19 protein-coding genes and 2 tRNA genes are annotated in these 22,802 nt (G+C 42.7%); 15 read left to right on the forward strand and 6 right to left on the reverse strand.

The window, feature by feature from the left end; all coding sequences use genetic code 11:
• Positions 1–16: 16 nt before the first annotated feature.
• A complete protein-coding gene (locus PHF18_RS12970; protein WP_300103513.1) occupies positions 17–235 on the reverse strand; it encodes a hypothetical protein in 219 nt (72 codons plus the stop codon).
• A 127-nt stretch (positions 236–362) separates the two neighbouring features.
• Between PHF18_RS12970 and PHF18_RS12975 the strand changes: the two genes are divergently transcribed.
• A complete protein-coding gene (locus PHF18_RS12975; RefSeq protein WP_300103515.1) occupies positions 363–2,303 on the forward strand; it encodes a VIT domain-containing protein in 1,941 nt (646 codons plus the stop codon).
• A gap of 78 nt (positions 2,304–2,381) precedes the next feature.
• On the opposite strand, the gene PHF18_RS12980 is transcribed toward PHF18_RS12975, so the two are convergent.
• Positions 2,382–2,954, reverse strand: coding sequence for a hypothetical protein (locus PHF18_RS12980; protein WP_300103517.1), 573 nt, complete (start codon positions 2,952–2,954; stop codon positions 2,382–2,384).
• A 318-nt stretch (positions 2,955–3,272) separates the two neighbouring features.
• On the opposite strand from PHF18_RS12980, the gene PHF18_RS12985 reads away from it, so the two are divergent.
• From PHF18_RS12985 to PHF18_RS12995, 3 genes are all read left to right on the forward strand, one after another.
• On the forward strand, positions 3,273–3,743 hold the full coding sequence (locus PHF18_RS12985) for a hypothetical protein (protein WP_300103519.1): 471 nt from the start codon (positions 3,273–3,275) through the stop codon (positions 3,741–3,743).
• Positions 3,744–3,753: 10 nt separating this feature from the next.
• The gene (locus PHF18_RS12990; protein ID WP_300103521.1) at positions 3,754–4,305 is read left to right on the forward strand and encodes a VTT domain-containing protein; all 552 of its coding nucleotides are present in this window, start codon (positions 3,754–3,756) and stop codon (positions 4,303–4,305) included.
• Positions 4,306–4,634: 329 nt separating this feature from the next.
• Positions 4,635–5,336: a hypothetical protein gene (locus PHF18_RS12995; protein WP_300103522.1), complete on the forward strand. Its 702-nt coding sequence runs from the start codon at positions 4,635–4,637 to the stop codon at positions 5,334–5,336.
• A 53-nt stretch (positions 5,337–5,389) separates the two neighbouring features.
• Here PHF18_RS12995 and PHF18_RS13000 read toward each other — a convergent pair whose 3' ends face one another.
• A complete protein-coding gene (locus PHF18_RS13000; RefSeq protein ID WP_300103524.1) occupies positions 5,390–5,710 on the reverse strand; it encodes a hypothetical protein in 321 nt (106 codons plus the stop codon).
• A gap of 507 nt (positions 5,711–6,217) precedes the next feature.
• Between PHF18_RS13000 and PHF18_RS13005 the strand changes: the two genes are divergently transcribed.
• The 8 genes from PHF18_RS13005 (at position 6,218) to PHF18_RS13040 (ending at position 13,719) form a co-directional block, all read left to right on the forward strand.
• Positions 6,218–7,354: a DUF373 family protein gene (locus PHF18_RS13005; RefSeq protein ID WP_300103526.1), complete on the forward strand. Its 1,137-nt coding sequence runs from the start codon at positions 6,218–6,220 to the stop codon at positions 7,352–7,354.
• A 69-nt stretch (positions 7,355–7,423) separates the two neighbouring features.
• Positions 7,424–8,200, forward strand: coding sequence for an S-methyl-5'-thioadenosine phosphorylase (gene mtnP, locus PHF18_RS13010; RefSeq protein WP_300103528.1), 777 nt, complete (start codon positions 7,424–7,426; stop codon positions 8,198–8,200).
• Positions 8,201–8,773: 573 nt separating this feature from the next.
• Complete coding sequence (locus tag PHF18_RS13015) at positions 8,774–11,251, forward strand: DEAD/DEAH box helicase (protein ID WP_300103530.1); 2,478 nt, start codon at positions 8,774–8,776, stop codon at positions 11,249–11,251.
• Positions 11,252–11,429: 178 nt separating this feature from the next.
• A complete protein-coding gene (locus tag PHF18_RS13020) occupies positions 11,430–11,828 on the forward strand; it encodes a DUF3467 domain-containing protein (protein WP_300103532.1) in 399 nt (132 codons plus the stop codon).
• A gap of 482 nt (positions 11,829–12,310) precedes the next feature.
• Positions 12,311–12,535 (forward strand): LSM domain-containing protein, encoded by a 225-nt coding sequence (locus PHF18_RS13025; protein ID WP_011034307.1) that lies wholly within the window; start codon positions 12,311–12,313, stop codon positions 12,533–12,535.
• Between the two features lie 39 nt (positions 12,536–12,574).
• Positions 12,575–12,976 carry an Lrp/AsnC family transcriptional regulator gene (locus tag PHF18_RS13030; protein WP_300103551.1) on the forward strand — a complete coding sequence of 134 codons (402 nt, stop codon included), beginning with the start codon at positions 12,575–12,577 and terminating at the stop codon, positions 12,974–12,976.
• Positions 12,977–13,185: 209 nt separating this feature from the next.
• Positions 13,186–13,263, forward strand: a tRNA-Glu gene (locus tag PHF18_RS13035).
• Positions 13,264–13,641: 378 nt separating this feature from the next.
• Positions 13,642–13,719, forward strand: a tRNA-Glu gene (locus PHF18_RS13040).
• Positions 13,720–14,119: 400 nt separating this feature from the next.
• Here the strand turns inward: PHF18_RS13040 and PHF18_RS13045 are convergent.
• Positions 14,120–15,139, reverse strand: coding sequence for a hypothetical protein (locus PHF18_RS13045; protein WP_300103553.1), 1,020 nt, complete (start codon positions 15,137–15,139; stop codon positions 14,120–14,122).
• Positions 15,140–15,449: 310 nt separating this feature from the next.
• Between PHF18_RS13045 and PHF18_RS13050 the strand changes: the two genes are divergently transcribed.
• Genes PHF18_RS13050 through PHF18_RS13060 form a run of 3 tightly spaced genes read left to right on the forward strand, consistent with a single transcriptional unit; the run spans position 15,450 to position 18,232 of the window.
• Positions 15,450–15,974 (forward strand): hypothetical protein, encoded by a 525-nt coding sequence (locus tag PHF18_RS13050; RefSeq protein ID WP_300103555.1) that lies wholly within the window; start codon positions 15,450–15,452, stop codon positions 15,972–15,974.
• A gap of 3 nt (positions 15,975–15,977) precedes the next feature.
• Positions 15,978–17,450 carry an ABC transporter ATP-binding protein gene (locus tag PHF18_RS13055; RefSeq protein ID WP_300103556.1) on the forward strand — a complete coding sequence of 491 codons (1,473 nt, stop codon included), beginning with the start codon at positions 15,978–15,980 and terminating at the stop codon, positions 17,448–17,450.
• A complete protein-coding gene (locus tag PHF18_RS13060; protein ID WP_300103558.1) occupies positions 17,447–18,232 on the forward strand; it encodes an energy-coupling factor transporter transmembrane protein EcfT in 786 nt (261 codons plus the stop codon). The genes PHF18_RS13055 and PHF18_RS13060 overlap by 4 nt, the downstream gene beginning before the upstream one ends.
• Positions 18,233–18,443: 211 nt before the next feature.
• Here PHF18_RS13060 and PHF18_RS13065 read toward each other — a convergent pair whose 3' ends face one another.
• Together PHF18_RS13065 and PHF18_RS13070 are read right to left on the reverse strand one after the other, a co-directional pair.
• Complete coding sequence (locus PHF18_RS13065) at positions 18,444–19,679, reverse strand: transposase (RefSeq protein WP_300103559.1); 1,236 nt, start codon at positions 19,677–19,679, stop codon at positions 18,444–18,446.
• A gap of 84 nt (positions 19,680–19,763) precedes the next feature.
• On the reverse strand, positions 19,764–21,326 hold the full coding sequence (locus PHF18_RS13070; RefSeq protein WP_300103560.1) for a PGF-pre-PGF domain-containing protein: 1,563 nt from the start codon (positions 21,324–21,326) through the stop codon (positions 19,764–19,766).
• Between the last annotated feature and the right edge of the window lie 1,476 nt (positions 21,327–22,802).

A 22,802-nucleotide genomic window follows, 5' to 3' on the forward strand; every position in this document is an offset into this window, starting at 1 on the left:
CGTGAATGCAGAGCTATTAACTTATAGAGAAACCCAGGCATGTATATAACTTTACTAATTTATCACTTTGTATATATTTTAGAATTTGTACTGATGGCGGACCTGTTACCTTTTCTAAAACCTCTTTTAAAGGAACTTTTTCTTTCTTACGCATTACACGAATTTCCTGCATAACTTCAAGAGAATCCGCAGCTAAAGTCAAATATAAATAAAACAGTGGCGTATCTTCATACATATCAGTAATAAGTATGTTGCTGAATTATTTCAGAATTCTTACATAAAAAAATCAAAACAATTTCTTGAATATCGGATCAACTGAAGGGGGATTTAGTATAAGGAAAGTTCTAATTATCTGCCTGGTTTTGCTGGCATCAATTCAGATTGGGGCAGCAAGCCCTGTTGCAGAGTACCTGAAACTCAGTACGGATGTGAACAACGGGTATGCAATCACCACCGTGGAAGAAAAGCTCAACAATCCGACTGATACGGCTGTTGAAGACCAGTTCAGTTTTTTGATTCCTGAAGAGGCTTTCATTTCGGGTTTTTCCCTGATTATTGATGGAAAAGAGTATAGGGCTGACGTACTTCCAAAGAAAGAGGCATCCGAAAAATTTGAGTCTGCCGCATCGGGAGGAAGGACAGCAGGTCTTCTCGAAACAAAGGATGAAAACCTTTTTGCCTATGCCCTTAGCTTTGAACCCGGGCAGAGCATCATCGTGAAGCTGACCTATGAACAGGCACTTAAGAAAACTCTCGGGGAATACGAACTCGTGCAGTTCATGGAAAGCAGCCGCCCAGTGGCTAACCTCTCAGTAACCGTAAACGTAAATGCTGCAAACCAGCTTATCCGCCTGGAAGCCCCTGCTTTCCCGGAAGCTGAGGTGGAGTACCTTTCCTCAAACAGGGGTCAGGTACGATATGAGGCTGACTCGCTGCCTGCCTCAGAACTCAGGGTAGTGTTCGAAACGGCAAACCCTCCTTTGAACGGGAACATGCTGTTTTACGAAAATGAGGGTCAGGGGTATATGATGCACATCTTTTCCCCAAGCGAAGAAAACCTTGGGACCTCAGCCATGAGCAAGGAAATTATTTTTGTCCTTGATAAGTCCGGCTCTATGCAGGGATACAAGCTCGAGCAGGTAAAGGATGCTTTCGGCAACATTATTGAGGACCTGCCGCCCGGAGATTACTTCAACATCATTTTCTTCGACAGTACGATACAGAGCTATTCGGGGACCCTCATGGAAGCAAACTCGGAGCAAAAAGCCGGGGCTTTCGACTTTGTAAACAGCCTTGAGGCAAACGGCGGCACAAACATAAACGAAGCCCTGCTTACGGCTCTTGGGATGTTTAACCCTGAGAGCGGGAGAGTGCCGATAATTGTTTTCCTTACAGATGGAGAACCAACTGAAGGCGTTGTTTCCCCTTATGCAATCCGCCAGAACATTAAAGATGCGAATACTGCACATGTGGCTATCTTTTCCATTGCTTTCGGGATTGAAGACGAAAATAACTATAGTTTCCTGAGAGCTATGAGCCTGGAAAACTATGGGACTGTGGAGAGGTTCTCTCCGGATGATAATGCTTCTGAGGAAATAGGGGGCTTCTATAAAACGATTTCAACTCCCCTGGTCACGGACATGACCTTCTCTTATAGCGGGGGAGTCACTGAACTCGTAAACACCGGGGAGAAGAACCTCTTTGCAGGTTCTGATGCCATTGTCCTCGGGAAATACAGCTCTGAAATCGGCAAAATCCAGGCGGATGTTTCGGCCAGTACCAGGACCGGGCCCCGAATTTTCTCAAAAGAGTTTACTGTAAGCCCGAAAGGGGTAAATGCCTTTATTCCCAGGCTCTGGGCATATACCACCATCGAATCCCTGCTGGACAGGATTGAAGTGGAAGGAGAAACTGAACCTCTGGTATCTGCAATAACGGACCTTGCCCTTGAATTTGAATTTGTGACACCCTACACCTCTCTCTTCGTGGAGGTGCCTGAATTCTCCAGTCCGGGAGCCGACGGTGGCGAAGAAACGGTTCCTGAAATGCCTGTGCTAGCTACGGAAGAAGAAATGGCTGCTCCTTTAAGTAACCAGATCCAACCCTCATCGGATTCTCGTTATGAGAGCGACATTGAAACTGAAGAGTCACAGGTATATGGAGGGCTGGTAGAAGACAAAGTTGCAAAAGAAGGTGCGGAAGAAGGTGCAGACGAAAGTACAGAAAAAAGTACACCTGGTTTCGGGGTTCTTTTCACTTTTAGCGGGTTCCTGGGAGTTGCGTTTTTACTTCAGAGGAGTTAGAGCTAAGAAAGTGAACTGAAATGAAGAGGACATTTTTCTGAAAACGAGGGGATCAAAATCCCCTTCCTTTTTAAATAATCAGAATCTTTTCTCGAGTTCAATAGTTTTGCTCAAACACCTGATTGTCCGGTTCGTATTTTTATGCAGGATCCCGATTCCTCCTGCGTCTTCCCATTCACTTATATTGTCGGAATTGTCATCAATAAGAACTCTTGAAACCCCAGAATGGAGTGCCTTTTCCGGGCGGAAACAGAGAATTGCTTCTTCTGCATAGGGGGTTCCGAGTTCCTTCCTTAGCCACATTATTTTTCCCTTCCTGGCATAGGCTAAAGCAGCCTTCCGGTCTGGATTCGGAAGTGCAGAAAGAATTGTCGGAGAAAAGCCGGAGCTTTTAAGGAAGCTATGAAGTTCCTTTCCCCCTGTCATCCAGGGCATTTCCGCCCAGAATCCTGTGCCGGCAGCTGAGACACGTTTCCAGAAACGTTCCTTATCGACGCTGTACCAGAACATCATGTGTTCACCGAGCTTTTCACAGGCTCCAGTGAAATCAGTGAGGACTCCGTCCATATCGAGAAAAAGCTTTACTCCGGCCACTGTTCGGGAAAAGGATAGAACAGGCGAATAATCAGGGAGAGTGTTCTGAGGTCTCATGGAATCAACCTGACTGGAATTACGCTGATCGAAATATATGGGCATAACAACCTTTCCTGATCTTCACTGGCGGCAAATGACTTCCTACTTCTTTATGTAATTGATTATAATAATAATTATTCATTGTAAAAATATTAATACCTTTCCGCAGGAATTAATCGAAATGGTAGGGAATACAAAGAAGATTAATAAAAAGACGGTGGATAAATGAAAAAGGAAAAGTGGGGAAAATAAAAAAGTTCGCGTGCATGAGTTTTAAATCATCAGATTTTTTCATAAAGATTATACTTATAATGGTTACAAAACTAATTCAGATTGATGGAACGAAAAATGAAAAAATACCTGAAAATAACCCTTTATACCTTATTGACACTTTCTTTGCTCATTTTTGTATCAGGTATTTTAGTCGTTTCACACCCGTTTTTCCTGACCAAGCATGTCAATTCACTTGTAAAGCACAGCGGGGCCGATCCTAATGAATTTAAGCTTCAGACTTACACAAAAGAAGAATTCGCGCTGGAATACTTCAACGTCTCTTTAAGCCCGGAAGACGACTTTATAGAGCTTTTCGAGAACCATTATGGCACTTCAAATAAAAAAGACGAGTTGTTGATGGTCACTTATGATATCCAGGACCCGGAGGACAATTCTACCTATACGCTCTACGGGATAAATAAGTATACCGATCTTGTCTATGTAAGTACCAGAAAGGCACACTGGGTCAATGAAAGAAGGGGAGAATCTTTTCGTAAGGATATAAAACCGTCCGCAGATCAGGACAGGGAGTGAGCGGCTAGGAATGAACCCGAAGAAGCTCGCTTTTTACCTCTGGATGCTCCTGGTCGTAGTAGGGATAACAGCATACCTCCTCTTCCCGGATGCAATAAACATCCTTTTCCTGGAAGAACTCTCTACTAAATATTATTACATAGCTCTGGTTATCTATTTCCTGCTCCTCTCAGCCAGAGGTCTGACCATGATTCCCTCGACTCCCCTTCTCCTTGCAGGGGTATTGATCTTTGATCCCCTGGAACTCTTTGCCGTAAACATGGCAGGGATACTGAGCTCCTCCACCATAGTATACTATTTCTCTAAATACCTGGGTTTCGACGTATATTTTGAAACAAAATACGGCAAATATACCCGAAAAATAAGGAATGGGCTCACAGACAAAGAACTTCCGATAATTGTCGGCTGGAGTTTTTTTCCGCTCGTACCTACGGATTTGATTGTGTATGTGGGATCGAGCCTGAGAATACCCGTGCTTAAATGCCTGCTGGGAGTCTTCATAGGGGAAGCCGTAATTAATACATTTTACATACTTTCGACAACATTGATCCTAAAGCTTTAAAATTCGGTTCAGCTTTGAAAAAACATAAACAAACCGGATTCCCCAAATTAAAATATTTTCGGTTCTCATTGACCTTAAGACCTGCATGACCTTTAGGTCCGCAAGAACCTTAAATAATTGTTAAATAATGCTCTTTTTATATCACTCATATAAAGTAAGCGAAAAGCAAAGGATGAGGTCCTGTGAAAAGCTGCCTGGTCTTCCCTGTACACTGTTGAAATAAAGATCCAGTATTTAGATATTCCCTGAAATGAATAAACAACGCAGTAAAAGAAACCGGAAAATGCCACATGAAAAACCACAAACTTTATCAAGTCTTTATTTTCACTTTGATATCATCATCGGTACTCCTGTATTCCGTAGAATACCTGATTCTAGGAGATTCGAGTACCATCTTCATGGCTTTTTTGAGCAACATGGCTTTCCTTCCCATAAACGTCCTCCTGGTTTCGATGATTATTCACCAGTTGCTCAATGATATGGAGAAGAAAAACAGGATTGAGAAGCTGAATATGGTAATCGGGACTTTTTTCAGCCAGACCGGAACACGGCTGCTGGTGTTCTTTTCCGAAGCAGACCCCCGGATTGGAGAGATCCGGAAGTATCTGGTCGTAAAAAAGGACTGGGGTGAAAAGGATTTTGCCGACGTGAGCCGGCGGCTGAAGAAATACGATTATGCCGTTAAGGCTGATTCTCTTGACCTGGCGAACCTGAAGGATTTCCTGGAGCAGAGAAGCGACTCGCTCCTGCGCCTGCTTGAAAACCCGGTTATGCTCGAACACGAGACCTTTACCGAACTCCTGATGGCGGTTTTTCACCTCAAAGAAGAGTTGCTGAACCGGGAAGAACTCAAAGGGCTTCCTGTAAGCGATCTCGAACACCTCGAAGGGGATGTAAAAAGGGCCTACAGCCTGCTTGTTTACGAATGGGTCGCCTACATGGAGTACCTTAAGATCAACTACCCCTATCTGTTTTCCCTGTCCATGCGGACAAACCCCTTTGACCAGGAAGCTTCGGCCGTGGTGAAATGAACCGACGAGGGATGTAAGAAGACATTTCTGTCTTCTCATTTTCGTTATTTTGTTCAAATTCTTTCCATTAACTTTTTGATATCTGTCTTGATCTCCGAGGCAAGCTTTTTCGCATTGTCTCCGGTTGAATCAACCAGCTTTTCGACCCTATCGGTAATGTTCTTTATCTCATCCTTTACATCAATGGACTTTATTTCTTCAGATAGCGACTTTATTTCCCCATTTATACTCTTTGAAAGTTTTGAGGCTTCATCCCCGGTCTTTTTTGCAAGGCTATCAATATCATCCCCTAGCTTTCCAATTTTTTCCTGAATATTGAAACCTTTTTTACCGGCTCCGGTTTCTTTTGTTTCAGTCTCAATTTCTTTTGTCATATAAACCCCTTTAAATGTTCAATAATGAGAATAGATTTCTCTCATGGAGAGTGCCTGTTTTTTAAATACTTATATATCAGCATCCAGAATTATAACATTATCTTTGAAATTTACGTTTTTTCGGGATTTGTAAAAGAATTGTTTTCAGGTAAGATGCCAGCATCCGAAATTTATAATACGAAGATAAAATATATATAGAGTTCATAACATGTAAAGGAGTCTTACAATTTTACAGAACTTCAATTAGCTTTTTTGTGTAGTTCACTATATAAACTATAAATTGAAATAGTATGCTTGTAAAGAGTAAGGAAGTTTAACAAATTCAAAGAGTGTGTCAGGTCAGGAATAAATTACCGGAAAGAAGGGGAAAGGACCCGATGAATATAAAAAAGGCTCCTGTAATGCATCCTCTGTAAGCTGATAAATCAGAAACCTGATAAGATACATTTTTCAGTAGATAACTGGATCTCCGGGACAGAATATCTCCATAAAAATGATAGAGGAGACATGCAGACCTTAGTTATATGCATAGACAGGGATAACGACCTGGGCGAAAAAGCAAAAATGGGAACTCCCATAGTAGGCAGGGAGGCAAATGTTCAGGCAGCAGTTGCACTCGGGATTGCTGACCCTGAGGATTCGGACACGAATACGATTTTCGGAGGGATCCGGATCCTTGACGAGCTTCGGGCAAAAGGAGTTGACGCTGAGATCGTTTCTTTTGCAGGTGATAAGAATGTTGGAGTGATCTCAGACCAGAAGATCGCCGACCAGCTCGAATTCTATCTCCAGATGAACGACGTGCGGAGAGCCGTTTTTGTCTCGGATGGGGCAGAGGATGAAACTCTTGTCCCAATTGTGCAGTCCAGAATGAAAATCGACTCCGTAAAACGTATTGTTGTTATGCAGAGTGAAAACCTGGAAAGCACATATTATATCCTCAAGCACGCCTTCAGCGATCCCAAGATATCGCAGACTTTTTTTGTGCCTATAGGCCTTGCTTTTCTTATTTACGCCATCTTCCTGCTTGCCCACTATCCCGAAGGGGCAGTTGTGGGAATTCTTGCAGCTGTCGGGCTTTACATGCTGTACAGGGGCTTCGGGCTTGATGATATTGTTGCCCTCGAAAAAGAAAGGCTCTGGGATGCTTTCCTTGAGCAGAGAATGGTTTTCATCAGCTACACTGCTGCCCTGCTTACCAGTCTTGTAGCCACTGTATACGGAGCTCTGGAGGTATGGAAACTTTACTCTGCAGAAGGGGTCTGGTATCACGGCACCCTGACTCTTATTTCGGTCTTCATCAATGTATCTGTCTGGTGGTACGCAGCAGCCCTCCTGCTTGCGAACTTTGGAAAGATTTTCGATCTAAGGATGGATGAAAGGCCCATATATAAAAATATCTCTCTCTCCCTCTTCGTGATCGCAACAGGCCTTCTTTTCTGGGGGGCAAGCACATACATCCTAGCAGTAGCTTCCATATCGGAAGGGTTCTTAAGTGCTCCCTCCCTTGCGCTGCAGTACTTTGTATATTCGGTTACAGTTGCAATCCTCATTGCACTTGCAGGGATAAAGTATTCTCTGTCAAACCAGACTCTGGAAAACGAGAAGAGGGTGAAACGAAGAAAAAATAAAAAAATCGCATGAACCTCGGAGAAATCAATCAGTTGAATATTAATAACTTTAGTATTAAAACGCGGGAAAGGAGATCTAAAAATGGATAAGGCAGCTGAAATTGCAGAAATTGCAGTACTTGGAGGTGTGGGTTTTAACTCATACAGGGACTGTGAAAGCCAGACGGTAAAGACCCCCTATGGGGAGGTTACTGCTTATATAACCAGCATAAAAGGAAGAAGCGTTGCAATAATTCCCAGGCATGCCGAAGAAATCCATATTCCCCCGCACAGAGTTAACTACAGGGCAAATATCTGGGCTGTGCACTCCCTGGGAGTAAAACGCGTAATCTCCACAAACTCGGTCGGGTCAATGCGTGGGCATCCGATTGGCAGTTTTGTCTTGCTTGATGATTTCATTGATTTTACCCGCAGCAGGCCTTCGACCTTTTATGACGATAAAACTGTCCATGTGGATGTTACTGAGCCCTATTGCCCTGAAATTAAGGCAGCTCTTAAGTCTGCCCTGGGAAAACAGGGACTTTCCTATACCGAGGGAATTTACGCCTGCACTGAAGGTCCCCGCTTTGAGACTCGGGCTGAAATCCGTATGATGAGCCAGTTTGCAGATGTTGTTGGCATGACAGGCGTGCCGGAAGTAGTTCTTGCAAAGGAACTCAGCCTCTGTTACGCTTCCCTTGCCATCGTTACAAACCAGGCCTGCGGGATGACCACCCAGAAATTAACCGTAGATGAAGTCACAGAAGTTGTCGGGAAGGCGCAGGACTCAATCTTCGAAATTCTTTCGGATGCGATTGAAAAAATTCCAGAGCCTCGGAGCTGTATGTGCAGGTTTGCAAAGGAAGGAGCCTGTCTTTAAGATTTTCAAAGAATATGTGGGAAAGTATCAACTGAAAGAAAGTATCAACTGAAAGAAAGTATCAACTGAAAATATAAGATTCTCTCTTCAGTCCCGCCTCTTCCCACCTCTTTATTCAACTCAACTGCTGCTCAACTGAACTTCTCTATTTAAATCGGTCTTTTTATCGAGCTTAATTTCCTGTTCATCTGAACCTATATTCTGGCTCAACCGAAGATCATGTGTTCTGAAAATCAGGATTTTTGTTCTCATGAAACAAACCAAAACAACGATTATATAATACATAAGTGATAAAATATAAATACGATAGATGCTATATACGGAGATACATGGAGATACTCTGAAAAAAGTACTCAGGAAGGCATACACTACAGGAATAATCAGGTGGGATGCCCTGAAAAATGTTTTTACTCTGGAAGAATTACTGAAAAACGTAATCGTATTTTTTACCTATATTTTCACAGGCGCTGCTGTAGTCTTAGACGGCAAGAAGACCGAACGACGGCAGAATACTATCATTTTTCGAACTCCGAAAGGAAGCTTTCTTATATCATTCACATATCAGGATAAACAATGACGCTCTGGGTCCTAAGCTATGCTGAAAAATCAAAAATTGTAGTGATGACTATAAAGGACCGGATGAAGCAGCCGCTTTCCATAGCTGAGCTCCATATAAAGGACAGTTATAAAGGTCCACGACCTCATAAAATCCGGCTTCTGACCGGCAAAAATGAGGAGTTCATTCCTCCCCAGCAGTTCATAGAACTTTTGCGCAGTGCAAACCGGATTATGCTCACAGAAGGAGGGAACCCTGCTAATGAAGTGGCTTTTCTTGAAATGCTCAAGGCCTTTCAACTCAGTGCAGATAGGGTGAAGATCTGTAAACACTGCTGGCTCAATAAACGTTTTAACTTTGTTAACAGCAAGTCCATTAAGTACCACGATGAGCTCATCTGTGAAGACTGTGCAAAAGACGAATTAATTCGGGCAGTCCGTTCAGCAGATGCGCCGTACGGCGAAAAATCGGTTGATTTCCTTGAGCAGGTTCTCCACAAAACAAGAGATCTTGACAGGACAATCCGTATGCTGAGCCCTGAGAGGCTGGACCCTGAGTTCACACGTTATGATACTATCAGGACAAAACCCTACGAATCCACGGTCAGGGTAAAGAGCCTCCCTCTTGCAAAAAAGTTCAAAGAATTGCTTCTCCAGAAATCCGAGACCCTGCTGCCCGTGCAGGCGTTGTCTGTAGAAGCCGGGCTTCTGGAAGGAAAAAACCAGTTTGTGGTTTCTGCAACCGCAACCGGAAAAACTCTGATTGGGGAGATGGCAGGGGTCCAGAACCTGCTGGATAAAAAAGGGAAAATGCTTTACCTGGTTCCCCTTGTAGCTCTTGCAAACCAGAAGTACGACCAGTTTACGGAACGTTATTCAAAGCTCGGGATCACAACCTCCATAAAGATCGGTGCAATTCTCATAAAGACCTCTCAGCGGGTGAAAATGCATACAAGCCCGAATGCGGATATAATTGTGGGAACCTATGAAGGCGTAGACCACATGCTCCGCTCAGGAAATGCTGATTTTCTTGGCAAAATAGGGACTGTTGTTATAGATGAGGTACATACACTCGAAGACCAGGAAAGGGGGCACAGGTTGGACGGGCTTATCGGAAGGCTTCGCTATGCTGCGCCTGAAGCCCAGTTCATCTACCTCTCTGCAACCGTTGTAAAACCTGAAGCTTATGCAAAGAAACTCGGAGCCCAGCTTATCCGCTATGACCACAGGCCGGTTCCCCTTGACAGGCATCTCCTTTTCTGCCAGGAAAACGAAAAGTCAAACCTGATTTCCCAGCTTGCAAAAGAAGAGTATTCAATGTTCTCTTCGAAAAAACACAGGGGACAGACAATAGTCTTTACGAATTCAAGGAGAAACTGCCATAAGCTTGCAGGAGCTCTTTCAATCCAGGCTTCCCCTTACCATGCGGGGCTTTCGCAGTATGAACGAAAAAAGGTGGAAACCATGTTTGCAAAAGGGGAGCTTCCGGTAGTTGTGACCACTGCTGCCCTTGCAGCCGGAGTGGATTTCCCGGCTTCTCAGGTTATATTCGAATCCCTTGCAATGGGCATAGACTGGATTTCGGTCCAGGAGTTCCTGCAGATGAGCGGAAGGGCAGGCAGACCTGATTATCACGATCGGGGCATTGTCGTGCTCATGCCCGTGCCAGGGAAATCCTATTCAAGTTCACAGTCCGATACTGAAGAAGAGGTTGCAATCAAGTTACTGCAGGGGGAGATGCTCTCTGCAGGAGTCGAGTATGGGGAAGCTGAACAGCTTGAAGAGGTTCTCGCATCAGTTGCTGTTACCTCTTCGGTCCAGGACTTAAGGAAGATTCATTCCCTTATGTTTGGGGGCTTTGACCTGGATAAACTGGTTTCCCGCCTCCAGAGCTACAGATTCCTTGAGAAAAAGGGAAATAAAGTAACACTTACCCTATTCGGGAAAATTATTGCAGCCCATTTCCTTCCGGTCTCCAAGGCTTTCCTGATTCGAGATGCCGTGCTTGCGGACAACAGTCCCATTAAAATTGTAACCAATCTGGAGTTTTTCGATGCTGCATACTTCAAGTATTCAAACCAGATCGGAAGCTCTCTTCATGTGAACATGCCTTCGAGGGTTTTTCAGGGAGCAGCCCTTGATATTGTCTTTGACGGAGAATCTCTGTCCCAGCTGGACCAAAAAATAAGGGTACTTATGCTGAACTTTGCCTCGGATTTTTTAACCTGCACGTGCAGAGACTCACCTTACTGCGGGTGCGCAGAACAGAAGTTTTCGGAGAAGATTATCCGGCTGCGTATGGAAGGTATGGACCCTTCCCAGATAATTAAGATACTTGAGGATAAGTACGGCATTTCCGCATATCAGGGCGATGTTTTTGGGTATCTGGACGGTGCAGTACGCAACCTTGATGCTGTGGAACTGATCGCAAGGGTCCATTCGAAAAAGGGAGTCACAGAAGAAGCAAAAAAGCTTAAGAAGAAAGTCCAGGGCTGAACAAATCATAAAAGTTTTTGTAGACAAGTGATTTATAAGTTATGAAGAGGTAAATATTCCTGTTCACACCGAGAAAAATAATTTGCAAAGAGTGGCCTGTCAGTATATTGGATAACTGGTAAAAACCAGGGCCCGGATACCGGGGTTCTCACGAGAACAAATCACAGAGGTAATTTTTATGGCTGAAAATGTCGAATCCAGGGAAAATATTGAAAGTGAAGCTTCCAAAAAAGGGAAAAAGAGTATCACAATTGAGTTTCTAAAGCCTGAAGACTTCCGGCAGATATATGCAATAGGAGCTGCAGGTGGGCACAGCCCTTACGATTTCAGGATCGGTTTTTACAACGATACTCCGAAGATGTTCGGGGACGCCTCAGAGTCCAGGGTTATCGAAAGGCGTGTTGAAACCGAAGTGATACTTTCTCCGGTTGCAGCTCTTGAACTGAACCGCTGGCTGACCCAGCACATAAACGAGTACGAATCCGTTTTCGGGCCCATTTCAAGATCGATTCCGAGAATGACCAAAAAAGAGTCCGTAAAAGTTGATGAAAGCACTGATATTCAGGGTTACATCTAAGTTCAGGTTATTGTTGAAGTCAGATATAACGTGGTTAATACCCGCAGAATAGCCTGATCCGGAAGTCTGAGTTTTAGAGTGTTAAGGCTGCATAAAATTATAAAGACTACCCAAATGTAGGATTGCAGTACTTAACCTATTTTAACTTACTTTCTTTTTGGTGCAGGTTTCACTTCGTTTTAACCTCTCAACTCTTTAATTTTTGAGATATCCACCAGGCTCTCCTTACACTCCCTTACATCGATGGTTATATATCTCTGAAAAGGATATGTAATTTCAGTTTTCTTAAGAGCCGGTGGAGTGACGATTTGGAATTGTTTTTCAGTTGCTGGCAGAAAGCAGCTGATAAAGGCAGCAGGCTTATTGTAAATGCTTATAGAGCCCTGACACAATTTGCCCTGCGCCGGCTTTGGAATAAGAGAAGCAGGAACCCGGGAGTACGGGGAACCGAAAATCCATAATAAATAAGCGAGGGTTTAATTTTGTTCCCAAATAAAAAAGTTCAGAAAATCGTTGGATCGAGGATCCAGGTAGAAATGAAAGGCGACCTTAATTTGCTTGAAGGCACTCTAAAGAGTGTGGACGACTATATGAATCTTCATCTTGTAGATACAATGGAGATCGTAAAAGGGGAAAAAGTCCGCTCCCTTGGTTCTGTAGTACTTCGGGGCAATAACATCATACTGATCACTCCTGTTGAAGACTGAAACGTCTGAAGAAGGAACCTCATTAGTGTGGAAGCAGGCATGGATCTTGAAGACGAAGCATACAATATAATAAGAAGACATAAAGACGGCGTTTTCCAGAATGTTATCTGGAAAGAGCTGGATATCGACAGCAGAAAATGCTCCAGAATCATAAAAAAGCTTTTGGACAAGGACCTTATTATCCGTGAGGTGGGAGTCTCAAACGGAGCACGGACATACCTCCTGAAAGCAAAAGAGGAGGTCAAAGAGAAATACGATCTTCTGCTCTCCAGGGATCTGTTTTCAGCCTGTACTGGTTGTACCGGGGATTGCGAGCCCGAGTACTGCGGAAGACTCAGCGAATGGATCGAAAACCTTATGGTAGAAAATGCTGAGGAATCTGGAGAATCCGAAGAAGACATGGATATTGAAGATGATGGTAAAATTGAAGAAGAGATCTGAACGACAATTGAGATAAATCAAAAACTTTGGTAAAGTCTAAAGAAACCCGAAAGGTCTAAAGAAACCTGAAAGGTCTTAAAAGATCGTAACAGATCTTAACTGATACTCTTCAATAGTTGTCCACAATGGACAACTATTTATATGAGAACCCCTTATTGAAGAATCCCCTTCGATAAGGGAAATTAAATTCACTTAAGTACAACCAAAACGCTCCGGTAGTGTAGTCCGGTCAATCATTCCGGCCTTTCGAGCCGAAGACTCGGGTTCAAATCCCGGCCGGAGCACCAAATCCCAATTTTCTTTTCTAATATGTTTTTGTTTAATGTGATAAAGGTATTTTTGGATATTTTTATTGTTCTTGCATCTTTGTTACTCGAGTTTGATTTACGGGTCATAAGGTCAAAAGTTTCGATGCTTTATAGGAGTAGTTCACTACTTTCTCTCTTTTACCGTGCTTTCCTACATTTCTGAGCCCTGAATATAGTATTCTTACTAAATATTATTCAGCCCGTAATGGGGTACTTGGTAAAAAATAGTGAACATTGTCCTAAATATAAGACCAGATAAACTTTGTTTGATTAACAAACTGCGCAATAAGCTCGCAGAGAGGGGACAGATTTATATATTACAAGGTATATTGTTGACCTCGCTGTGAGATGCAATGTGCTCCGGTAGTGTAGTCCGGTCAATCATTCCGGCCTTTCGAGCCGAAGACTCGGGTTCAAATCCCGGCCGGAGCACCAAATCCCAATTTCTTTTTCTAATATGTTTTAATTTCTTTTTCTAATATGTTTTAATTTCTTTTTCTAATATGTTTTAATTTCTTTTTCTAATATGTTTTTGTGTAATGTGAAATATAGATTTTTGGGTATTTTTTTGTAATAAATCTTAAAAATTATTTTGTTTGAGGCTGAGCTGTGAAGTTGAAACTATGTCTGAAGAATTGAAGTTAACTTCCGTATTCTATTTTAATATCTCTTAACCTGCCTGGAATTCACACTCATTTTGAGAAATGCAGGACCTGCCTGGATTTCTTTCAGTTCCTGAGTCCTCTGCCCTGTCTTTTCCTTCCATCTTTTACAGGTCAACTTTTTGTCGATCATCAACTTTTTGTCGATCAGTTACTATATCAGTTACTGTAAGTCAATTTCTTCTAAGGATACGCTGGTGGAAATCCATTATTTCCTGGATTTTTTCCAGGTTCTGTTCATCATCGGGGACTCCTGCTGTACTTAACGATTCCAGTGCCAGCTTCCCTGCAGCAACAGCCGTTTCCATCTCATATTCCAGTGCAAGGACCCGGAGGGTTTCCAGAGCCCATACAATCTGGACAAGTGCATTTTTAGAATCCTGTCGATCAAGAGCTTTTCCCAGCTTTCCAAGTGTCTGGATCACAATCTCTACCTGAGGTTCATCTCTTTTTCTTACAGCAGCAGTACCCAGTTCCTCAAGAAGGATTGCAGCCCCGACCGCACTATTCTCCATTTCCTTCCCGGCTGAAGAAGCTCCTATTTCTCCGAGGAGGTTTACGGCAGCATCCCGGGTCTCGGAGAGGTTTTCTTCCATTGCTTTCATGGATAACTGCATAAGATATATCTCGGAAAGGCTTGCCAGAACCTCCATTTTTGCCCTTGCAGATTCTTTCCCGATGTTTCCCAGGGATTCGGCTGCATTTCTTGCCACAGCATCCATTCCCTTTCCTGCTAATTCCAGGGCAAGCCCTCCAAGCCCGGAAAGTGCTTTTAATGCAAGAGACTCTCTTTTCTGATCTGCAGCCTCAACAGCCACTTCTCCAAGAGAGCGAACTGAGGCTATGGATGCAATCTCCATTCCTTTTTCAGCAGTCATCCTGCCTATGTCTCCCATAGCAATTATCAGAGCTTTTGCATCGAGCTCGTGTTCTGCAGTAATATCCAGATGTATCAACTGCACTGCGAAATCCCTCAGACTGCTAAAAGCATCTGCCACCCCTTTAGCATCTCCATCGTAGGCTTTCCTGAATCCCTCTTCAATCATCCTGACTTCAGCCAGGTCACGTTCCTCCACCGAAGACATGCAACACCCCAGAATAGTCTTTGTTAATCTTATGTCCTGTCTCATGATCAGTTTTCCTATCAGAGCCACTTTCCTATCAGAGCCACTTTCCTGTCGGAAGCTCTCCACGGCTGTAAGAAATTCCTCCGGAATCTATCGAAAACCAGAGTATTTTATGGACATATTTATGGACAGCTAAGGAAGGGGGCGCGTAAAGGCACGGAAAAAAGTGCGAAAATGGTTGATAAAGCGTAAAGTATATATACTAATGTACAACATTATACGTTATTGTACTACACTGTATAATTGATTTGTTATGTTAATCAATTTATGATGTTTAACTGATTGTTGTTTAACCGATTTATGAAATTTAACTTATTTGTGGTATTTATATACTCAGGAACGTTCTCCTGAAAACTGATGTAGGAAGATGGTTTTAATGAAATCTCAGGATATTGCTATTATTGGAATTTTGCTTGCAGTCGGCGCAATCGTACGCTATTTATCCCTTGTTATCCCGGGACCCATAGTCTCGAATCTCGTAATAGCCTTTTACTGTCTTGCAATTATCCTTGTCGTACCCAAATTCACGGAAGTTATTGGGATAGGGATTGTAGCAGGCATCGTATGTGCCCTTCTCAGCCATTCCATTTTCCCACCTGCAAACCTTATCAGCGAACCAATAGGGGCAGTCACATGCCTGTTCACATATAAAGCTCTCAGTAACAAGCTGTCAATCTCTCCGGCTCTTTCAACCCTGCTAGGGACTCTTGCCAGCGGGACAAGCTTTGTAATTGTTGCAATTCTTATGGTTGCCCCTACAATCCTTTCCAAGTTCCCCACTATGGGAGCCTTCATAGCCACTATTATCCCTATTGTCGTATTAACTGCAATCGCTAACGCAGTTATTGTCCAGATACTCTATGTTCCTGCTTCAAAAGTACTTGCCCGGGGGAAAGCATAAAGCATGATCGAACTCAGGAACTTCTCGTATACCTATGGCACAGCTGGAACCCCAGCTCTGGATAGCATCAACCTCAAAATCCCGGACGGTGAACTGCTCCTTGTCACTGGACACAGCGCAGCAGGAAAAACAACGCTTGCCTTTGCAATGGCAGGGATTTTCCACCATGAAATCGGGGGGCGGATCGAAGGAGATCTCTCTTTCAAAGGAAAGGATATCAGAGGCTTTGACGGCATGAAGGAACTGAGCCGGCATATGGGAATGGTTTTTGATGATGCTGAGTCCCAGCTTATCTTCACAACCGTCGAAGAAGAAATCCGCTCAGGGCTCGAAAACCGCTTCCACTCCGAAGCTGAAATAGGGCGCAGGCTAAAAGAGGTAATGGAACTCTGTGAAATCAGCCACCTGAAACACCGGGCTCCCCACACCCTGTCGGGAGGACAGAAGCAGAAAGTTGCCCTTGCAGCAACCCTTGCCCTGGATACGGAAGTCCTGATTCTTGACGAAGCTACAGCCGAACTGGATACAAAAGCCGTAAGAAAAGTTTTTTCCATCCTGAAGCGTTTAAAAGAAGCCGGAAAGACGATCATAATCGTCGACCACAACATAGATGACTTCCTGGAAATAGGGGATCGAGTCGTGCTTCTTGAAAAGGGCAAAATAAAGGCCATTAAAAGCCCCTCGGACTTTAAAGCAACCTTTCACACACATGAGGAAAGTACAACAAGCCTTCCCCTTTCAAAAAATGATGGACAGCCGATTATTTCCGTAAAGAAACTAACCCAGCGTTATGGGGAAGTCCTGGCGCTCGATAACATTGACCTTGATATCTACCCCGGGGAGCTCGTCGCCATCCTGGGGGAAAACGGCTCGGGCAAGACTACCCTTGTGAAACATTTCAACGGCCTTCTGCGCCCTTACTCCGGAAACGTTACCGTGAAGGGGCTCGATGCCTCCATGGTTCCCATAAACGAGCTAGTGAAGCACACAGGCCTGGTCTTCCAGAACCCGGATAACATGCTCTTTGAAGATACCGTTGAAGCTGAAATCAATTTTGGGTTGAATAATATTGGAGTGAAAGGGCCTGAAGCAGCAAGGGCAATTCTCCATTCTCTGGAGCTCGTAAACCTTGGTGAAAAGCAGAAAGTCTTCCCCCGCAACCTGAGCCGGGGGGAGAGGCAGAGGCTGGCTGTTGCCTGCGTAGTTGCAATGAAGCCCGAACTGTTAGTGCTCGACGAGCCCACAACAGGCCTGGATGCCGAAGAGTCAGACCGGATGATGCAGCTCATGCGAAAGCTCCAGCAGGAAGGCCATACCATAGTCATGGTGACTCATAACCTGCAGATAGTAAGAGACCATGTCGAAAGGGTCATTCGTATGGAGTCCGGAAAAATTGTGGAAAATTCGGTTAACAGGAAATTTTCCAGTAAAGAATGTGTCAGTAAAGAATGTGTTAGAGGAGGCACATGCGCATGAAAGAGATTATGCAGTACATAAACAGGGACAGTTTTTTACACCGCATGAACCCGCTTTCGAAGATCGCTGCAGTAACGGGCATAATAGCCCTTGGCGTGTTCACAACAAACCCTGAAGTTCTGGCCGTTATGGTGCTTGGGATTTTTCTGGCTTCCTTAGGAGCCGGGCTCCAGCAGGAACTCCTCAAGCAGCTGAAACTCCTGGTCTTCCTGAGCGTTACCCTGATCCTGCTCACCGTTTTCACCCTGAAAAGCGGGGAAACTGTCGGCTACCTGATCCCTGCCGGTATCCTTACAGCCGGAGGGCTTGTCCCGGTCACAACCGGAGCTCTGGACTTTGGAACCGTCCTTTCCCTCCGTTTCTTTGCAATGCTTTTTGCCTTCCAGCTCCTGGTGGTCACCACAAAGCCAAGTGACCTTATGAAAGCCCTCCTGGCAATCCATATCCCTGTAGACTATGTGCTCATGTTCGTAATCGCCCTCCGTTTCATCCCTAGCCTCCAGATAGAAGGTCAGCGCATCCATGAAGCCCAGCTCGCAAGGGGCTACAACCCCGGGAAAGGCCTCCGCGGAAAAATTATGAGTGTAAAGCCGATCCTGGTGCCCCTGGTCGCAAATTCCCTTGGAAGGACCCAGGTGCTCGGCCTGACCATGGACATGCGAGGCTACAGGAGTCGGCAGAGCGTTGAGAAAAATCAGCTTACCTGGAATAAGACCGATATAGCAGCTGTGGGCTGTGTGGCTGTTATGGGGCTTGGAGTGGTGCTTGGCGGGTTTATGTAAGCTCGTCCTAACTTTTCCATTTGAAACTGCAGAGAACTCTTCTGAAAATGAATAAACTGCAGAAAATTAGAAAATTATCAAAATCCAAAAAAGAACGAAAAAATAGAAAGTTAAGCCCTAACTCCTTTTTCCTGGAATCCCATAGCCAGCCAGAATTGCTGCAGCAAGTATAACTACTGCAGCCAGGTTATCAAAAATGATCAAAATGTGATCAAATATCTTCAAAAGATGTTATCAAACATCTCTTTGGGTGTAACCCTACACCCTCCACTCCGTCTGCAAATGCTTTTGGAGTTGCTTTCCTGATGATGTTCAGAGCTCCGTTGACATCGGCGTTGATAATTATTCCAGTTGCAGATTTGAATAAACCCCGTTTGATTCGTCTGCCTACATATTTAGCTCTGTGTTCTACAGGTTCGTTATCAAGGAAACTACATTTTGATGTATGGCTCTCTTCTTGAAGAACAACTTCTATGTTGACTTCCTGAGCTTTGTACTGGATCATCTCAATTAACCTGGCCAGGGGAAGCTGAACAAATTTCTGGTTGGTTTTTCGTCCCATGTTGACATCTTGCTTCCAGTTTTCGTTTTTGCCAATTATGATTGATTTGACATTGTTTTTGATAGCGTAATTAACTATTCTACGGCTAAGTTTGTGGAAATAATCCTTTATCATGTTATTTCGTTTGAAGTCGAGTTTTGCTAATTTACTACCCCATTTAATTTTAGCCAGATCGTATATGTGCTGAATCCTGGCTTTTTTCATGTTATAGAACTGATTAATGTTGTTTGCAGTATTACCCTTAACAACAATTGGTTTTGCACCAAAGTTATTTGCGATAGTTGCAATATTGCGAACGCCAAGATCAATTCCCAAAACCCGACTGGAGTTAATTTCATTATCAGAAACTGTTTTGTCGTACACGATTTCACACGTATACTTATTTGCGTTTGGGATTACCCGTACTTCTCTGAGGTCCACATCAACTAACCTGGTTTTTAATTCAAGGTTTACCACTTTTGGGAAGTTGAGTATACCATTAACGATTTTACACTGCTGGTTTGTGAATACCAGGATGTCTTCCCCATCTTTATGTTTGTATTTGGGTGGTTTAGGTCGTCCCAGAAATAATTCCGGAGATTTTGCGTATACTTTTAATGCTTTGAAGAACGATTTCCAGCTTTTTTCCAGTAGTTTAAGTACCTGTTGAGCTGTTTGTGCTGGCAATGCTCGGTACTGCTCTGTGTTTTTTAGCATTGAGTAAAGCTGTTTATACCAGATACCTTCACCCTTTTCACCAGTTTCCTGGTAAAGCTTATCATTTTCAAAGAATCTTTGTCGTATTATGTAGTTGGCAGTATTAAACAGGTTTTTGGATGCGTGAGCTAGTCCTGAGATTGTTTCTGATTTAAATTGAATTTGCTCAGTTCTAGTCACAAGTGCCACTTTAGTCAATCTCCAGCTTTTATATGAATATATTAATTGATAGTATCAGATGATTATATTAGTTACTATTGTTACCATTTTTCGTCACCATACTTTTTTCAGGCTTCCGAAAATTCCGAAATTATTCTCCCCTGCTTCAGAATCGATAACATCAAACTCTTTCTCGCCTGAAGCCTCGGAAACTACCCTGAAATCCCTATCCTCTACAGAATTTACCAGAGCACGATACGTTTCTGGATCGTCTTCCGGATAAAGGGCCATTATTGAAAAGGCCGAGAACCCTGGAGTATCTGCCTCATAATAGACGTAATCATTGTCTTCACTTGTCTGGCTGGTAGGGAGTTCTATCCATTTTCCGTCTTCAAACTTCCAGAGTTTGACAGAAGAAGAATCCACGCCATTTGAATTAATCCAGGTTTTTTCGACCTTGAAGCCGACAATTGCGTTTTCAATGTTCTCGGGGCTTGCAGTCCCTTCGGTTTCGACCCATATATTTGTGTTTTCATAAACTTTCCCGGAGGGCAGTTCCGTTACCAGGGTGGATTTTTCCTTAAGGGTCTCGACAATAGTTGTAGTTTTCCCGACGGTCTTTTTGGGGTCGAATTCAATGTAAGCTATTGGGGTTACATTTTTTGCGAATACGAATTTAGCATGGTTGTAGTTGCTGATAAACTGCTGGTCGAGTTCTTTTATCTCAACATTGCTGGGAGGTTCTGAAGAGCCGCAGGCACCTCCGGAGCTTGAATAAGACGAACCAGAAGAAGAGGATGAAGAGGTCGTGAAGCGTGTCACTTTAAATATCCCTTCTTTTTCGTTATTTTCTTCACTAAAATCGAAAAACTGTTCCTCCGAATCTACAACTACTTTTAAGTCCATGTTTCCCGGACTGGTTGGGACCCAGTTGAATGTAAAGGAAGTTTTCGAACCCGCTTCAAGTCCGGAAATCGGGGAGAAAGAGATTTCATTCCCATTCAGGTAGCATTTTACACTGCAATTTCCAGATGGTGCAAGACCTACATTCATCAGCGTAACTTTAAATGTTACATTTTCGTTTTCGCATGGATTTGCCGGTTCCCAGGAAACGTCCTCGATTCTCAAATCAGGGGAATCGGGCACATCTATCAGTTTTTTATAAATGTTCCACCCCTGCTGGTCCGCATCACTCAAAATTTTGGGATAACTCTCATAATTCCCGGTTGAATCATTCTTCAATACCGCTCTGACCAGGAATAATACATCCCTTAAACCCTTATTTGGATTTACCTTCAGGTTGAGAGTTTCGTTTTGCCCGGTTTCCCAGCCTGACGTTACCAGGTCAACAAAAGGATATTCCGATGAATCAATTTTTATCTCGTCTTTTCCCTCAATCGAACTTCCACGCGGATAGAATTCTACCCTGTCTCCGCTTCTTCCCATACTCAATATTTCCTCATTATTCGGAAACGAAACAATAATATGGTCTTCAATTAATTTTTCTCCGTTGTTTTTTGTTGTTACGGAGATATTAGCGCATTCATTATTGTAAAGTTCCCCCTCTATGTAGACAGTCGTGCTGGTGGTTTCGAAAATAAGGGGGTCTGCGGCCCCTACTCCGGAAAGGTATAAATCTGAATTTGTTCCAGATGCTGCGGTATTAAATGGCGTCAACAATAAAAAAAACACCAGCAAGAAACATGGTACTGTCAAATATGTTCTCATAACTCCTCCCCCAAAATGCATAATCTAAAGGTCTAATCTTAAGAAGATTTTCAATGTTTTATTAGTAACTAATATTCACACAACCATATAATTTAATGGAAATGTAATTCCTAATAAAAATTATGAAACTAAAATTATCTAATTAAAAAAATTATAAAACTAAAGTTATCTAATTAAAAAAATTATAAAAATACGATTTTAAAATATGGAGAGTTGCTAATTAGAACCTTATTAATTTCTACTGAATCACTTATCTGAGAAGACTCCAGAAGCTTGGATTTATGCTGTATCTTTTTTATGTGCCCTGGGTTGAGCAGTTTTCTGGAAACAAAATTCTTTTCTGGATTTATTACCTGAGACCTCAGCTGAGACCATAAGATTCCTCATAGAAGAGTTAGATTTAAAATAAAACCGCTGGCAAAATTCGATGCCAAAACGAAATCTCAAAACTTGAAAGCAAAATTTGATGCCAAAATGAAATGTCAAAACTTGAAAGCAAAATTCGATGCCAAAACGAAATGTCAAAACTTGAAAGCAAAATTCGATGTCAAAGTTGGATGCCCGAATTCGAGAAATGAATCGAAGATCAGGATCGACAGCTCATGATTATTTAATATAATAGCTTAAATATAATGGATATGTAAAAATCTCTTAAAATAAAATTCAAAAGTAAACTTAACAACGCAAAAGAAAGTTCCAAAAACAGTTTCATATAATCAAAAAATTTTAATATTGAGGGGTTTTTATACTGGTTAGTGCAAAATTTCTAAGATATCAAAGAATTTATATATCATAGAATAGTAAAATAACTATCAAAAATATTTGTGGAAAGACCCATGGAGTGATTTATAAAACTCTTTATATAAATATTTGTAAGGGGTCAAATTAACATTCGGGGGAATTCTATAATTGAACACTCTATCAATAGTGGATATTCTATCTACACTATGCAATACGAGTTGTCATTTGTTTAAAAAAGTGTTTAAAAAGTTAGTTGAAATTAAGTTGGTGATTGATTGAGAGCCCGTTATTATGATCCCATGGGCTCTCAATCGTATGAAACCCCCTTTAAAGAATACTCCCACATATTCTTTGTACAATTGTAAGAAAAGCAATCAAAATTTGTTGCTGGTTGTGGTGATTGATTGAGAGCCCGTTATTATGATCCCGTGAGCCCTCAATCAGATGAAACCCCTGTTGATGAATACTCCCCAAGTATTCTATTTACAAACATGCACTAATGTGCTTCTCTTACAATTACAATTCTTCTAATGCTGAAATTCTATATATAATAAATTAGTATCCTCTTCAAATTAAATGGATTTTCAATCGCAGGAAAAATATAATAGTTGCTCCATTTCCTCTTTATCATATCTTGGAGTCACAAAATGGAACTCGAAGCTTTAAAACAATTGCTGGCGTCAC

It is taken from the genome of Methanosarcina sp. (assembly GCF_028693135.1).
GTDB lineage: Archaea > Halobacteriota > Methanosarcinia > Methanosarcinales > Methanosarcinaceae > Methanosarcina.

Bases quoted from the DNA above. Each gene is read 5' to 3' on its own strand.
- PHF18_RS12970 (WP_300103513.1), bottom strand. From the start codon at position 235: ATGTATGAAGATACGCCACTGTTTTATTTATATTTGACTTTAGCTGCG.
- PHF18_RS12980 (WP_300103517.1), bottom strand. From the start codon at position 2,954: ATGAGACCTCAGAACACTCTCCCTGATTATTCGCCTGTTCTATCCTTT.
- PHF18_RS12985 (WP_300103519.1), top strand. From the start codon at position 3,273: ATGGAACGAAAAATGAAAAAATACCTGAAAATAACCCTTTATACCTTA.
- PHF18_RS12990 (WP_300103521.1), top strand. From the start codon at position 3,754: ATGAACCCGAAGAAGCTCGCTTTTTACCTCTGGATGCTCCTGGTCGTA.
- PHF18_RS13000 (WP_300103524.1), bottom strand. From the start codon at position 5,710: ATGACAAAAGAAATTGAGACTGAAACAAAAGAAACCGGAGCCGGTAAA.
- PHF18_RS13005 (WP_300103526.1), top strand. From the start codon at position 6,218: ATGCAGACCTTAGTTATATGCATAGACAGGGATAACGACCTGGGCGAA.
- mtnP (WP_300103528.1), top strand. From the start codon at position 7,424: ATGGATAAGGCAGCTGAAATTGCAGAAATTGCAGTACTTGGAGGTGTG.
- PHF18_RS13015 (WP_300103530.1), top strand. From the start codon at position 8,774: ATGACGCTCTGGGTCCTAAGCTATGCTGAAAAATCAAAAATTGTAGTG.
- PHF18_RS13020 (WP_300103532.1), top strand. From the start codon at position 11,430: ATGGCTGAAAATGTCGAATCCAGGGAAAATATTGAAAGTGAAGCTTCC.
- PHF18_RS13030 (WP_300103551.1), top strand. From the start codon at position 12,575: ATGGATCTTGAAGACGAAGCATACAATATAATAAGAAGACATAAAGAC.
- PHF18_RS13050 (WP_300103555.1), top strand. From the start codon at position 15,450: ATGAAATCTCAGGATATTGCTATTATTGGAATTTTGCTTGCAGTCGGC.
- PHF18_RS13055 (WP_300103556.1), top strand. From the start codon at position 15,978: ATGATCGAACTCAGGAACTTCTCGTATACCTATGGCACAGCTGGAACC.
- PHF18_RS13060 (WP_300103558.1), top strand. From the start codon at position 17,447: ATGAAAGAGATTATGCAGTACATAAACAGGGACAGTTTTTTACACCGC.